This is a genomic window from Weissella fangxianensis (genome assembly GCF_024718545.1).
Classification (GTDB): domain Bacteria; phylum Bacillota; class Bacilli; order Lactobacillales; family Lactobacillaceae; genus Weissella; species Weissella fangxianensis.
Map to the genome: position 1 here is coordinate 1 of NZ_JAMXDB010000040.1, position 14,649 is coordinate 14,649.

Below are 14,649 nucleotides of genomic sequence, written 5' to 3' on the forward strand. Positions count from 1 at the left end.
TCCGTATTTTATAAGGCGGAATACCTTGTAGATACATTGTGACAGCTTCAATTTGTACTTCTTTTGAAAACATAGTAAAACCCCGTAAGTTTTGGAAATTACTCCAACTTACGGGGTTCAGTTCACTGTGAAAATTAGCATATTTAAAAATGTGAAAATTAATTATTTTATGTAACACTGTTAGGACATTAAAACTAAAAGTGCAATAAAAGAGTAGTATAGCGTGATTCTACCTATGAAAAATATCATAAACTATGTATTTAAATTATCATTAACTCCAAAAACTAATATAAAAAGACTTGTTTATTATTTAACTAACATATATGCTAATAATATATTTTTGATTCGGAGATCAAAGACATGAAATTATTAAAAGGTAGTTTAAAACGTCGTCGCGAACAATTAGGAATTTCTCAAGCTGATGTTGCGGAGGGTATCTGTCATCAGTCCTTGCTATCTCGAATAGAACGTACTGACGAAATTTCAAATATCACCGTCTTACAACAACTTTGCGCACGTTTACAGTTACGTGTGTCCAGTGTTGCTAAAATTAATGAGTTGACGGTAACACCGTTAACGGTTATTCGTTACTTTATTGATATTGGCCAATTTGAACAAGCTGCTAACCGATTAGAGAGTTCAACTTTACTACGTCGGTTACCAGCGTTTGCATTGCCAGAATATAATCTATTAAGAGCTCGCATTGCATTGTCTCAAAATCAGACAAACGTTGCGATGCAATTATTACAAATAGCACTTGGTGATGCAGAAAAGCATCAAATGGAGTTGTTAATTGAAATTTACACAGAAATGGGGGCAACGTGGGCAAAACAAGGTGAGTATGTATATGCATCAGAATATTTTGAACGTGCTTGTGGTATTATCAAAGGTTATCGGCCAACCATGCGTGCTGAACTAGGAAAAGTTATCGCACATACGTATTATCATCAAAGTAAATTATATTTAACGATTGATGATCCGCAAAAAGCAATGGAACGTATTACACAGGCACTGGCAATTTTACCAACGAGTGAACATTTTCATCAGATTGTCAAACTACAAAAACTACGAGTAAAGTGCTGTGAACAGTTATCTTTATTGAAAGAAAAATCAGAGGCTAAAATGCTCATGTATGCAGCTGCGGAGTTTTCTAAAGATATTAATCTACAAGATGATGTTAAACAGTATCTAGAAAATCTTGAAATAAATTAATAAAACACCTATCAGAATAGTTTACTAAACTATCGTGATAGGTGTTTTATACTAATAACCGCGTTTATAATCGACTACGTTGTAAGATAGTGGTTGACCAGCCAGAAAGTCTGGTAAATTTTTCATGAATATATTAAATAGCGAGTCTGATTCTCCCGCCCAAGTTGAGTGTTGTGTTAATAACAAGTTATCCTGATGCCACAACTGTGAGTCATTTGGAATTGGTTCTACTTTAGTTACATCTAAAGCAGCGTGTTGAATACTACCGTCATTAAGTTTAGCCAATAAATCCTGTTCATTGACCGTTGAACCGCGACCGATATTAATGAATAGGAATAATTCTTTAAATAACCCGAGTTGTGTTTTATTAAAGAAATTATTTGTCGTGGTAGTACTAGGTAAGGCGTTAATAACGATAGCGATATGATCTGGCATTTGTTTTAAATCATTGATAGCAAAAGTTTCTTTAAAACCATCGACGGAGTGGCCTGTTGTATTGACCCCGTATACTGTAGTACCGAATGCTTGTAAATAGGTAGCAATTTGTTGTCCAATACGTCCGGTACCAAATATAATAACTGGCAATTCTTTCAACGTAAATTGTCTTTCAAAGGGTTCCCAATGGTTCTGTGTTTGATAAACGTGTAAACCACGAGCAAAGTGTAAAATATAACTCATCACACTTTCAGCAATTGGCACTGCCTTTTGCCCACTGGCGTTGGTTAGGGTAATGTGTTGCCTTTCTAACTCGGCCAGAGGCATAAAGTCCACACCGGCTGAAAAAGATTGTATCCATTTTAATTTATGATTGGGAGTTTTTAGTATTTTACTGATAACTTTAGAGCGCCAACCGTAAATAATGTCAATCTGAGCATAATCGTCGGCAACCAGTGTTTCTGGTGTAACAACCGTAATGTGATATTTTTTTAATGTTTCTATATTTTCATCGGTTAACGGTGACAGTGCCAATAATTTCGTTGTCATAACTATTCCTCCAAATGGGTCATTTTAATTTATTTTAAGCGAAATATCGGAAAACGTCCATTTAATAATACGATGAAAGCGATGCAAAATATTAATGATTTATGTCAATTGAAATGTTAATGAAAATATTCACAAATAAATAATATTTTAGCAAAAAAATGTGCAAAAAAACGTTTAATAAAGTGGTAAAAAACGCATAAAATAGGTACAATTAAACTTATATGAGCACTTATTGCGCTTAAAAACATATCTGTTGAGTAGGAGGTTAGTTGTATGAACTTGGTAGCAGGTCTTTCCATTTTAAACCTGGCAAGATTCCAGTTCGCGATGACAACAATTTTTCATTTTTTCTTTGTACCGTTGTCAATCGGGCTTGGTATTATTGTATCGGTAATGGAAACTTTGTACGTTATAAAAAAGGATGACCAGTATAAACGAATGACAAAATTCTGGGGTAAGATTTTTATGCTCAGTTTTGCGGTAGGTGTTGTTACTGGAATTATCCAAGAGTTCCAATTTGGTATGAATTGGTCAAGATATTCTCGTTATGTGGGTGATATCTTTGGTCCAGCACTGGCTGTTGAGGCCTTAGTTGCTTTCTTCTTGGAATCAACTTTCTTGGGCTTATGGTCATTTGGATGGGATCGTTTTAATAAAAAATTACATCTATTGTTTATTTGGTTAACGACACTAGGTTCTGCGTTCTCAGCCCTTTGGATTTTAGCAGCTAATTCATTTATGCAAAATCCAGTTGGTTTTGAAGTTGATCATAAATTTGATCGAGCTGTTTTGGTAGATTTCCCGGCATTGTTGCAAAATCATCAATTATGGCTTGAATTCCCCCATGTTATTTTTGCTACATTTATGGCAGGATCATTTGTGGTTATGGGAGTTTCTGCCTTTTCACTATTGCGTAAGCCACACCATGAAGTCAATTTCTTTAAAAAATCAGTGCAGGTATCTGCAGTGGTGGCACTAGTTGGTGTTGTCGGATTAGCCTACACTGGTGATAGTCACTCATTGGCTCTACAAGACGATCAACCAATGAAGTTTGCTGCGACAGAAGGTATTGATAAGAATGTTGGTGGCGATGATGAACAAGCACCATGGTCTGTTATCTCTTATACTGATCCAAAGACCAATGAAGTGAAGTGGTCACTGGATATTCCTTACATGTTGTCAATTCTAGGTGACCATTCATTAACTGGTGGTAGTCAAGGTTGGAATGAGCTTAACAAGGAACTTCATGAAAAGTACGATGTAAAGTTTGGTCATGATATGAATTATTACTTACCAAACAATACGCTGTACTATAGTTTCCGAATCATGGCGGTATCGGCCGGCGCATTTGGGTTGTTAGCGGTAGTCGCACTTTGGTTCACTCGTAAGAAGTCTAAAATTGATATTTCAAAGTATAAGTGGGCTCTTTGGATATTTGGAATTGCAACGTACTTGCCATTTGTGGCAATTACTTCAGGTTGGTTAATTACTGAACTAGGTCGTGCACCATGGGTTGTTTATGGTGTGCTAACGATGGCTGATGCTGTATCACCAAACGTTTCTGCGGCATCATTGCTAACATCAAACATTTTGTATTTTGCAACTTTCACAGTATTAGGACTAATCATGGTCATGTTATCACGTCGTGTGATGATTGCTGGCCCAGAATCAGTTGATGAAACTGACACTGAAGAAGATGTCGATCCATTTTCACCTAAAGCCTTTGAAAATGGAAAGGAGGCCTAATCGATGACAGGATATCAAATTTTATGGTTCGTTTTAATTGCTGTGCTATTTTCAGGGTTCTTCTTTCTTGAAGGGTTTGACTTTGGAATTGGTATGTCATTAAAGACACTAGCTAAAAATGAAGAAGAAGAAGATGCGTTGATTCGTTCAATTGGTCCACACTGGGACGGTAATGAAGTTTGGTTAATTACAGCCGGTGGAGCAATGTTTGCCGCTATGCCATTCTGGTATGCATCTTTATTCTCAGGTTTCTATTTGATTCTATTTGCGATTTTGATTGGATTGATTTATCGTGGCGTTTCTTTTGAATTCCGTGAACAAATGAAAACGGCCAAATACCGTAATCTATGGACGGCTATTTCATCAGTTACATCAATGTTAGTACCATTCCTATTTGGTGTGTTATTTACTGATGTTGTTCAAGGAATGCCTTTGAACGCTAATGGTGATATGTCAGCTAATTTCTGGGATTACTTTAATATTTTCTCAATTGTTGGTGGTGTTGCCATGTCATTACTTTCATACGTGCATGGTCTAAATTACGCACGTTTGAAGATTACGGATGGTTCACTGCATAATCGTATTCAAAAGCAATTGCGAGTACTATATCCAGTACTTTTGGTTGGTGAAGTCGCATTTGCGGTGACGTTATTTGCCTTTACTGATTTCTTTACGGAAAAGCCATTGATAACAGTTATTATGCTTGCAGCGATTGTGGTATTAACACTAGTTGCTTGGACAGTCACACTTAAAAGACAAAATACTTGGGCATTTATTGCTTTAGGATTGGTCATTATTTTAGTTGTGGCATTGTTGTTTACAGGATTGTTCCCACGTGTCATTGTTGGAAATGAATCAGGTATGTCACTATTACTAAAGAATGCGACTTCAACGCCGTATACACTAAAATGGATGACAATTATTTCATTAACAGCTTTGCCAATTGTGTTGGCATATCAAATCTGGAGTTTTTACGTTTTCCGTGATCGTGTTCGGGTTGAGAAGATTTCATATTAAGTACTTGTTAGCTTTAGCGATTAACAGGTTCAAAAAGGTTGGAACAATATTTGTCCCAACCTTTTTATACATATTTGCTTTATTCTTGAAGTGAAAGGAATTATTTTTATGTTAGATAAACGATTATTTAAGTTTTCCGGAGCACGGAAAGCGTTGGGTGTGTTGTGTATCCTGACCTTTATTCAATCCCTTGCTATTATTGGACAAGGACGTGCCATTAGTGTTGCATTGACCAGACTTTGGCAACAACATCCACTAAAGTCGGTGTTTTGGGTTGTTTTAATATTTATTGGCTCATATTTTTTACGGCAATTGATGGGGGTGTTTAAAGAATATGCCTTGGAACCATTTGCTGGTAAAACAACGGGGATGTTGCAAAGTAAATTAACCCAAAAATATGCAAAATTAGGACCCAGTGTTATTTCTGATTTAGGTACTGGGAAATCAGTTTCGCTAGCTGTTGAGGGTATTGATCAAGTACATGACTATTTTACCTTAGTTTTGATTAAACTATTTGATATGATGATCATCCCATGGGTGATTTTGGCATACATTTTTACAATAAATTGGAAACAAGCTGTTTTCCTATTTATAATTTATCCAGTGATTGTCTTATTTATGATCGTTTTAGGTTATGCAGCCCAGGCTAAGGCGGATCGTGAATATGATACGTTTAATAGACTATCTAACCATTTTGTGGACTCATTACGTGGTTTGACTACATTGAAGCAACTTGGATTAGCCAAGCAATATGCTAATAACATCTATGATGTGTCAGAAGAACATCGTAAAGCAACGATGAGCACCTTGAAAATTGCGATTTTATCAACTTTTGCCTTGGATTTCTTTACAACATTGTCGATTGCTATTGTTGCGCTCTTTTTGGGATTAGGACTAATGAACGGTACGATGCCATTATTACCAGCGTTAACAATTCTAGTTTTAGCGCCAGAATACTTTTTACCAATTCGAAATTTTGCTAACGATTATCATGCAACACTTAATGGTAAAAATTCATTTGCGGATATTATGGACTTACTTGATAAAGATCTTGCTGATGATACAGATGTTTATCATAGTGAGCAACAACAATGGCAAGCTGACGATACCTTACAACTTCAGGGTGTTAACTATCAATATCCTGAAGCAACTGAGCCGGCTTTGAAAAATATTGACTTATCCTTTAAAGGGCATCAACGAGTTGCCATTGTCGGGACTTCTGGGTCTGGTAAATCAACGCTCTTGAATTTATTAGGCGGTTTTATAATTGGTGATGGTGAAGTACGGTTAAATGACCAAAGTATTCCTCATTTACAACAAAAAGATTGGCAAAATCAATTACAAGTGTTGCCACAAAAACCATATATTTTCCATGATACGTTACGCGGTAATTTATCGTTTTATTCTCCTGACAAAAATGATGATGAGCTAATTAAAGCCCTGCATACGGTTGGATTAGGCGAATGGTATGATAGTTTGTCAAGCGGACTAGATACATTAATTGGTGAAGGGGCAATGAAGACCTCTGGTGGTCAAGCACAACGAATTGGTTTGGCAAGAATTTTGTTAGATCAGGATCGCCGGGTGCTATTATTGGATGAACCAACTGCCCATCTAGATATTGAAACAGAAGTTCGATTGAAAGAGACGATGATTCCATTATTCGAACAAAGGTTGGTTATTTTTGCGACACACCGATTACATTGGTTAACTGAGATGGACTGGATTATTGTTATGCGTGAAGGTGAGATTGTTGAGCAGGGAACGTTAGCAGACTTGAAGTCGCATAATGGTTACTTTGTAAGTTTGCAATCAGCAATGCGAGGTGACAAAAATGCATAAAATGTTTGAATTAATAAAAAAAGATACTTGGGTATTTCCATATCTAAAGTCATATAAAAAGCTACTTGCTTTAATTATCTTTTTAGGCTTTATGACTACTTTTTCTGGAGCAGCTTTGATGTTTACTTCAGGCTTCTTGATTTCAAGATCGGCACAAATCCCTGAAAATATTTTAATGGTTTATGTGCCAATTGTGTTAACACGTGCGTTTGGTATTGGACGGCCAAGTTTTCGTTATGCTGAACGCCTGGTTTCACATAATTGGGTATTAAAGATTGTTTCAGTATTCCGCCGACGTCTATATGAACTGGTGGAAGCTGGTACAAAATCTGTGTATGCAAAATCACAAACTGGAGAAGTTTTAAATGTTCTCGATAATGACTTGTTTAAGATAGAAAACTTTTATCTACGGACTTTATTTCCGACCGTCATCGGCCTGGTAGTTTATCTACTAATTGCGATTGGTGTTGGTGTCTTTAATTGGGGATTTGCGTTGGCTATCTTGCTTGTGTTAGGTATGACGACAATTGTTGCACCCATGGTTACTTTGGCAGTTAATGGTGCCCGTGATTTTAAGCAACAACAATTGGAGGGTCAGTTATATACTGATTTAACTGATTCGGTAATGGGATTACAAGACTGGGTTTTAGCTGGTCGAACGCAAGAATTGTTTGATCGCCAACAAAATGATTTTGATGGCATTAATAAAATTAAGTCAAAGCAAGCTCATTTTAATTGGTGGCGTGACATGTTCAGTGCCTTGATTATTGGCGCAACTGCAGTTATTTTGCTAGTTTTTGCTACTCGTCAATTCGGTGATGACAGCTTTGCCGTTAACTGGATTGCCGCCTTTGTGTTAGCTATTTTTCCAGCGGAGGATGCTTTAACATCTATTAGTACAGGAATTGGTGAATGGCCACGATACCAGGATTCTATTGAAAGATTAAATAATATGGCTGCTGAATCAAAAAATGAATGGCAGCAAACAAGTGAACAATCAACTGAAAAAATTAAAGAACCAGATGTTAAGTTTAATCAAGTTAATTTTGGGTATAATGACAATAGCTTGGTTCTAGAAAATCTCAATCTAACAATAAAAAATGGTGAAAAGCTAGCTATTTTGGGTCAATCTGGTGCTGGAAAAACGACGCTTTTAAAGTTATTATTAGGTGATGAACAACCTAATAGTGGTGCAATTACGATTAATGATCAGAATATTAATACATTGCAACAACAACGTTCATCTATTATTTCAGTTTTGGATCAACAACCACATCTATTTGCCAGTTCGGTTGCTAATAATTTACGCTTAGGAAACTTAGCGGCAACTGATGAAGAATTATGGTATGTGTTAAAACAAGTTGCTTTAGCTGATTTGGTCGGTAGTTTACCAGAAGGATTGGAAACGCCAATGACCGAGATGGGAAATCGTTTTTCTGGTGGTGAACAGCAGCGTTTCGCATTAGCACGGGTGCTGTTACAAGATACGCCGATCGTTGTGCTTGATGAACCAACTGTTGCTCTAGATCCGATTACTGAGTTAAATGTATTAAAGACTATTTTTGACGCACTTTCTGATCGGACTATTATTTGGGTAACCCATCATCTAACTGGTATTGAATTTGTTAATGATGTCATTTTTATCGAAAATAAAAAAATATCGATGCAGGGTGCGCCTGAACAATTGATGACGACAGAACCAAGATTTAAAAAGTTATTACAAATGGATCATGGTAGTTTAACTGATATATAAGAGGGTGATTTTCTGGTTAAGACAAAGAAAAGGCATACGAAAAAAAAGAAAAGTTTCATAAGGACTTTCTTTGTTGAAAAAGGTCAATTACACCGAGGTCGAGTATTTGTATGTGTGATTATTTTACTAGGACTAGGTTTTTGGCAAACAGATATACATTGGCAGCAATTGCATAAGGAAAAACCAACAGAAGAGGTGGCGCAGGTGCCGGTTTATCGCGAAGCATTTATTAAAAAAATTGCCCCTGAGGCGCAAAAGCTGGAAAAACAATATGGGCTACTATCATCTATTAGTATTGCTCAGGCTGCTTTAGAATCAAATTGGGGTCAATCTGAGTTATCATCTAAGTATAATAATTTTTTTGGTGTAAAGTCTTCGGCAGAACAGCCAAGTGTGACGCTTGCAACCAAGGAATATGAAAATAATCAGTGGATCACTATTAATGATTCTTTTCGTGTTTATAACAGCTGGCAGGATTCAATGGCAGCGCATGCTCAGTTACTCGTCAACGGTACGTCAGACAATCCACAACGATATGCAACAGTCATTCAAGCCAAAGATTATAAAACGGCAGCAAATGGGTTAGTAACTGGGGGTTACGCAACAGACCCTACTTATGCGGATAAAATAATTCATATGATTGAAACTTATCATTTGGATAAGTATGATGATAAATAGAAATGGATGAAAAGGGTGAGAACATGAGTTATGAAATTTTACCGGGCAAAACTATTGGTATAATTGGTGAAGGCATTACTAGTCGTTACTTGGCACAAGCAGCTCATAATATGGGCTACCAAGTTGCGGCGTATAGCAGTACGGCTGAATCTGCAGTATTAAAGGGTGCTGACTATCGTTTCTTGGGGGATAAGGATAATGATGACGAAATTGAAAGTTTCGTGGCACTATCTAACATGATTACCTATACATCAGCATGGTTACCAACACAGATTACAGATAAATTGGCTAACCAAACGGTGCCACAAGGAACGACAATCCTAGATATCACTGATGATCATGCCTTAGCAAAAGCGTTTTATGAAAATGAATCATTGAATATATTGCCATATGAAACAGGTAGTTCATTGGATGAAATTGCACAAGCAGGGGCCAGATTGGGTTATCCAATTATCGTAAAGCCTATTTTTAAGCATAAACATATTGATGATCAAGTTATTTTACGCGGCGATTGGGATCTTGGTTTAGTTGCACCATTAATTGATGGTGGTACATTGCTAGTAGAACCTTGGCTCGAAAACACAAAATCTTTTGTCATGACAGCAGTTCGCGGCACACATGATGACACGACCCTATATCCATTACGACAAGTAGAAACACCTGAACAAGGTTTAACAAGAGCGTGGACAGTTGGGGATGTTTCAGATGAAATTGTGACGGAAATTAAGCATGTCACTGAAAAATTAGGTAGCGCTTTGAATTATATCGGAGCCTATGATGTGACATTTTTAGTTTCTGAGAATGGCACGTTGTACTTACGTAATGTTATTCCTGGCTTGTCTAAGACAACGGTCTTGTATGATGTTTCTGTCAATATTAGTGTGACCATGCAACATTTAAGAGCAGTTACTGGTCAAAGATTAGCTGAGGTTATTTTTGAAGAATCTGCTGTTTATATGCCAATTACCGAAAAAGAAGCGGATAAATTGTATAGACATTGGCAAATTCAACCACATTGGCAAATCTCAATGTATCAGTTACCTGGTTTATTACCCCAAATGGGACATGTTCTGGCTGTTGGGTCAAGTTCTGAGCAACTGTTGAACCAGTTGCACGTTGCTGGAGTTTGGCAATTTAACGATTAAAAAGCACAAGGTGTTACATTGATGATGCGACAGTTTGGCATACGCAGATACTTAAAACTTACCAGCTATTAATTAGTATATGTTAAAAACAAAAAGTGGTTGAGACATTTACGTTGTCTCAACCACTTTTGTCTTAAGTTGATTAAAAAGAAATCTGCAACAATGTAATAAACACACTGGCAAATGATAGAATAAGCATAAAGATGACAAATCCTTGAATAACCTTTTGCATTGTTGATTTTTTCTTTTTGTTATTTTTTTGCATTACCGTACCTCTAATTTTTTGTTTAGTCTATTGTATCAAAAAAATAGGATAACGTACCACAGAGAGATTAATTAAAGGTATAATGAATAGATTAATGAATTTAAGGAGGCAAGGATGCTGACATTATTTAATTGGCCAGTTACTGTTTTCATTGCTTTAATTTTGCTAATTGTTCTCTGGATTATCAAACAAGTCTTTTTCCAGAATCATTGGCCAAAAAACATAAAGATTACAGATATCGCTGTTGTTTTTGCGTGGTGGAGTATCGCTGTCACCACCTTTGAAGTTTGGCATATCACGCTGTTATTTCCCATGTTCTTGATGTTTGTTGTTTGGGGGATTGCTCTGGCCTTATATCAAGGATTTATCCGTGAAAATTTTGTAACTCGTCGATTTTGGATTATTTGGTGGCGTATCAGCACACTTGCAAGTTATGTCATTTTAATTGGTATTACCGCCTATGCCTTTTTTATAACTCGTGCTTAAGAATAAGGAGTAAAACAGATGGAAAAAATTAGTGGCTATGTCAAAACATGGCAATCAGATAAAGGATTTGGGTTTATTGAATTGAAAGGGGAGGATGATGTTTTTGTCCATTTTTCAGCTATTCAAACACCAAAAGTACGTGATTTAACAGTTGGTCAAGAAGTGAAATTAGTTGTTGTTCCAGGTGTACGTGGTCCTCAAGCAGCAGCGGTTGAAGTACTGGACTAATAATTAATGGGAGGTTGATGACATGATAGATTTGTCAGTAGATACGAACGAATTTAAGGAAACAATCTTAAATGAGGAAGAAAAGTATAAGGGACACATCATTCGGGCAACGGAACAGACTGTTTCGTTACCTGATGGTCGCCAGGCAAAACGTGATATTGTCTATCATGCCGATGCAATTGCGATTCTAGCATTAACGAAAGACAATAAAATGATTCTAGAAAAACAATGGCGTGCCCCAGTTCAAAAATTAACGTTAGAAATTCCTGCAGGTAAAATCGATACACGAGATCAAAACCCACTTGATGCGGTTAATCGTGAATTAAATGAAGAAACAAGACTTCAAGCTCAGCATGTAGAAAAAATAACAGGATTTTATTCTTCAATTGGTTTTTCAAATGAATATATGACATTGTATTTAGCCAATGATTTATCCGCCGTGGGTCAAGAATTACCTCAAGATGATGATGAAAAAATTGACCTAATTTATGTCACTTATGAAGAAGCAACGGCATTATTTGAGAATGGACAATTAGAGGATGCCAAAACTAATATGGCGTACCTTTATTGGCGTACTTTACAATAATAGGTAAATACGATGTTATTTAAAAAAAAATCACAAGAAACAACTCGTCGGCAGCGCTCAAACGTTGGTACAGAGGATGTTAAAACAGTGTCTGAGGATGAGCCTACTAGTTCAGTTGACCCTGAATTATTGACACGTGAAGAGCATCGTTTAACGCGCCATGGACGATATGAATTAGATGCACAAACACGAAAACTAACAAAGAATGGTAAAACGGCAAGGTTACGACACCGTCTAAACTTGGCAATCATCGTTTTGATTGTGTTGATTGTAATTACTTACCTAGTTTTATTCTTTCTATAGTAGATCATAAAATAAAGGAGATATTTTTTAATGCGATATGGTGTAATAAATGCAATGGCAGAAGAGAAAGCAGCGTTGGTTGAAGCAATGGTCGATGAAAAAACGACAACTATTGCTGGTAAGTTATTTCATCACGGAAAAATTGGTCACGTTGATGTCGTTGTTGTTGAATCGGGAATTGGAAAGGTTGCTTCTGCGCTAACGACAACCTTACTGATTACTAATTTTGGCGTTGATGCAGTGATTAATTCAGGGTCAGCAGGTGCGTTGGGGACTGACTTACGAATTGGTGATGTTGTCATTGCTGGCCAGTTGGCATATGCAGATGCAGATGCACGAGCCTTTGGATATGTCTATGGGCAAGTTCCACAACAACCAGCACGATTCAAGGCGGATGAGGATTTGGCAAACGGTCTATCACAAGCCTACCAAGAAGTAACGGATGCTCGTTTAGTTAATGGGTTAATTGTGACGAGCGATTCATTTATTGCTAGTAATGAACAAAAACAGACTATTTTGTCAAACTTTCCTGAGGCTCAATCAGCAGAAATGGAGGGGGCATCAATTGCTCAAGTTGCTAGCTACTTTGATGTACCTTTTGCTGTTGTTCGTGCCATTTCAGATAACGCAAATGGGGATGCCGGTATGACTTTTGATGAATTTATTATTGAAGCCGGAAAACAATCTGCACAAGTTCTAATTAATTTCTTTAAAGAACAGGCTTAATAATAGTAGGAGGATCATAAACATGGCATTTGAAACAACTGTTGTAGTGGCTGGAGATGATGTTGTTTATCAATTCAATCCACAATTAAAGCAATACGCATTAGGTGACACAGGCTTTGTGAAAAAAAATGCGGGTTCATATGTGATGAAAAGGTCATTAGAACCAGAGAAAGGCTTAGATAATGCGATTAAGTTAAAAGTTGTCGTGAACAAACAATTAACTGGCATTAAAATAAAAACGGTTAATCCAAGTGGTAATGCAACGGTGAATATTTTTAAGAATGATCATCATGAAGATTTAGTATCACTATATCGTTTTTATTTGAATGAGTTAGTTGAGCGAGAAATTATCAAAATAGCATAAAATATTTATAAAGCAGTTTGGTCATTGAAAACCAAGCTGTTTTTTACTTAATAGGTAAATAAAAAGAAAATAAATTAACTTTACTGCTGTTACATTGTCGTAATTAATAAACCTTTATTTAGAATAAAAATAAATGTTGCAAGAAATTTAGGGATTTTAGAAAATTTAATTTTCTTATTTAACCGGTTAATTAGTATTTTAAGAAAGTTGCTGTGCCAGTCATTGGCTCCCTTTATAGAGATGATATTACAGTTTAATTTCTAACAAAAAGTTGGTTTGTGATACATGTGTAACGCAATGTCGCATCCTTGTAACGAATATCGGGTTGAGCTTGGTAAACTAATACATGTCGTAAAGGTTCAGTCCCCAACGTAGTGATATACCTGCGTTGCAGTGGATTGAGTAGATTAATTGCCGTTTAGGCAAATATCAAGGAGAAGAATTTACCATGAATAAGAAAGTACTTACTGCATTAACTGTCGCTGGTGTTGCAACTGCTGCAATGGCCACTGATGTATCAGCTGATACATACACTGTTAAGTCAGGGGACACCCTATCATCAATCGCCGCAGATCATAACACCACAGTTGATCGTATTTTGAATGTAAACAAGATCTCAGATTCTAACATGATTTTTGTGGGTGAGCAATTTGAGTTAGATGACCAGGCAGGTAATGCACAAACGCAAGCTGTTGCACCAGCATCAAGTGCCGCTACAACACAACAATCTGTTGCAACTTCAGTAGCACCTGCTGCTAGCCAAGCACCTTCACAAGCTGCTGCACCAGCATCAAGTGCTGCTACAACAACAAAGACATCAACAACTTCTAATTCAGCTTCAACAAGCTCAGCTTCAGGATCAACTTATGATCAATTTATTGCTGCTGGTGGAACATCAGAATTGTGGGAATCAGTTGTAATGCCTGAATCAGGTGGAAATGTCAACGCATCAAACGGTCAATACCATGGACTAGGTCAAACTAACCAATCATGGGGTACAGGTTCTGTTGAAAACCAAACAAAGGGTATGTTGGACTATGCAAATTCACGCTACGGTTCAATTGACAGTGCGATTTCTTTCCGTGCCGCTAATGGTTGGTGGTAAGCCGAACCGTTAAAGGTTACTTTATTTACTCATAAAATTTAAAAGGCTACGTCTGACTAGGAATTTTCCCTAGTTTTCAGACGTGAACTGAACCCCAAAAATTGGAGAGAAGTTTAAGCAACTAGCTGGTCGGAAAGATTTCGGTATTGAACCGGAGTTTTTCCGGCCAGTTTTGTTTTAATCCGTTTATTATTGTAGTAATAGATATA

17 protein-coding genes are annotated in these 14,649 nt (G+C 36.8%); 14 read left to right on the plus strand and 3 right to left on the minus strand.

All coding sequences use genetic code 11. The features are described from left to right. Nucleotides 1-360: 360 nt before the first annotated feature. Nucleotides 361-1,212 (plus strand): helix-turn-helix domain-containing protein, encoded by an 852-nt coding sequence (locus tag NGR58_RS08605; RefSeq protein ID WP_258089117.1) that lies wholly within the window; start codon nt 361-363, stop codon nt 1,210-1,212. A 51-nt stretch (nt 1,213-1,263) separates the two neighbouring features. Here NGR58_RS08605 and NGR58_RS08610 read toward each other — a convergent pair whose 3' ends face one another. Further along, nucleotides 1,264-2,196, minus strand: a complete 933-nt coding sequence (locus NGR58_RS08610; RefSeq protein ID WP_258089118.1) for an NAD(P)-dependent oxidoreductase — start codon at nt 2,194-2,196, stop codon at nt 1,264-1,266. A gap of 273 nt (nt 2,197-2,469) precedes the next feature. On the opposite strand from NGR58_RS08610, the gene NGR58_RS08615 reads away from it, so the two are divergent. From NGR58_RS08615 to NGR58_RS08640, 6 genes are all read left to right on the plus strand, one after another. Then, nucleotides 2,470-3,942: a cytochrome ubiquinol oxidase subunit I gene (locus NGR58_RS08615; protein WP_258089119.1), complete on the plus strand. Its 1,473-nt coding sequence runs from the start codon at nt 2,470-2,472 to the stop codon at nt 3,940-3,942. A 3-nt stretch (nt 3,943-3,945) separates the two neighbouring features. Then, nucleotides 3,946-4,959, plus strand: coding sequence for a cytochrome d ubiquinol oxidase subunit II (gene cydB, locus NGR58_RS08620; protein WP_258089120.1), 1,014 nt, complete (start codon nt 3,946-3,948; stop codon nt 4,957-4,959). A 108-nt stretch (nt 4,960-5,067) separates the two neighbouring features. Beyond that, nucleotides 5,068-6,801, plus strand: a complete 1,734-nt coding sequence (gene cydD, locus NGR58_RS08625; protein ID WP_258089121.1) for a thiol reductant ABC exporter subunit CydD — start codon at nt 5,068-5,070, stop codon at nt 6,799-6,801. Further along, on the plus strand, nt 6,794-8,554 hold the full coding sequence (gene cydC / locus NGR58_RS08630) for a thiol reductant ABC exporter subunit CydC (RefSeq protein ID WP_258089122.1): 1,761 nt from the start codon (nt 6,794-6,796) through the stop codon (nt 8,552-8,554). Before cydD ends, cydC begins: the two co-directional genes overlap by 8 nt. Nucleotides 8,555-8,668: 114 nt before the next feature. Then, nucleotides 8,669-9,232 (plus strand): glycoside hydrolase family 73 protein, encoded by a 564-nt coding sequence (locus NGR58_RS08635; RefSeq protein ID WP_258089123.1) that lies wholly within the window; start codon nt 8,669-8,671, stop codon nt 9,230-9,232. Between the two features lie 23 nt (nt 9,233-9,255). After that, nucleotides 9,256-10,377 carry an ATP-grasp domain-containing protein gene (locus NGR58_RS08640; RefSeq protein WP_258089124.1) on the plus strand — a complete coding sequence of 374 codons (1,122 nt, stop codon included), beginning with the start codon at nt 9,256-9,258 and terminating at the stop codon, nt 10,375-10,377. Between the two features lie 142 nt (nt 10,378-10,519). Here the strand turns inward: NGR58_RS08640 and NGR58_RS08645 are convergent, their stop codons facing one another. Further along, complete coding sequence (locus NGR58_RS08645; RefSeq protein ID WP_075270065.1) at nt 10,520-10,642, minus strand: DUF4044 domain-containing protein; 123 nt, start codon at nt 10,640-10,642, stop codon at nt 10,520-10,522. 114 nt (nt 10,643-10,756) lie between these two features. Between NGR58_RS08645 and NGR58_RS08650 the strand changes: the two genes are divergently transcribed. The 7 genes from NGR58_RS08650 (at nt 10,757) to NGR58_RS08680 (ending at nt 14,440) form a co-directional block, all read left to right on the plus strand. Continuing rightward, the gene (locus NGR58_RS08650; RefSeq protein ID WP_258089125.1) at nt 10,757-11,128 is read left to right on the plus strand and encodes a DUF3397 domain-containing protein; all 372 of its coding nucleotides are present in this window, start codon (nt 10,757-10,759) and stop codon (nt 11,126-11,128) included. A gap of 27 nt (nt 11,129-11,155) precedes the next feature. Further along, a complete protein-coding gene (locus NGR58_RS08655; protein ID WP_427916911.1) occupies nt 11,156-11,356 on the plus strand; it encodes a cold-shock protein in 201 nt (66 codons plus the stop codon). A gap of 22 nt (nt 11,357-11,378) precedes the next feature. Next, nucleotides 11,379-11,942, plus strand: coding sequence for an NUDIX hydrolase (locus tag NGR58_RS08660; protein WP_258089127.1), 564 nt, complete (start codon nt 11,379-11,381; stop codon nt 11,940-11,942). A gap of 12 nt (nt 11,943-11,954) precedes the next feature. After that, nucleotides 11,955-12,245, plus strand: a complete 291-nt coding sequence (locus tag NGR58_RS08665; protein WP_258089128.1) for a hypothetical protein — start codon at nt 11,955-11,957, stop codon at nt 12,243-12,245. 30 nt (nt 12,246-12,275) lie between these two features. After that, on the plus strand, nt 12,276-12,971 hold the full coding sequence (locus NGR58_RS08670) for a 5'-methylthioadenosine/adenosylhomocysteine nucleosidase (RefSeq protein ID WP_258089129.1): 696 nt from the start codon (nt 12,276-12,278) through the stop codon (nt 12,969-12,971). 22 nt (nt 12,972-12,993) lie between these two features. Beyond that, nucleotides 12,994-13,335 (plus strand): DUF1831 domain-containing protein, encoded by a 342-nt coding sequence (locus NGR58_RS08675; protein ID WP_258089130.1) that lies wholly within the window; start codon nt 12,994-12,996, stop codon nt 13,333-13,335. Between the two features lie 448 nt (nt 13,336-13,783). Beyond that, nucleotides 13,784-14,440: a LysM peptidoglycan-binding domain-containing protein gene (locus NGR58_RS08680; RefSeq protein WP_258089131.1), complete on the plus strand. Its 657-nt coding sequence runs from the start codon at nt 13,784-13,786 to the stop codon at nt 14,438-14,440. A gap of 113 nt (nt 14,441-14,553) precedes the next feature. Here NGR58_RS08680 and NGR58_RS08685 read toward each other — a convergent pair whose 3' ends face one another. Next, the gene (locus NGR58_RS08685; protein WP_407077141.1) at nt 14,554-14,646 is read right to left on the minus strand and encodes an IS3 family transposase; all 93 of its coding nucleotides are present in this window, start codon (nt 14,644-14,646) and stop codon (nt 14,554-14,556) included. Between the last annotated feature and the right edge of the window lie 3 nt (nt 14,647-14,649).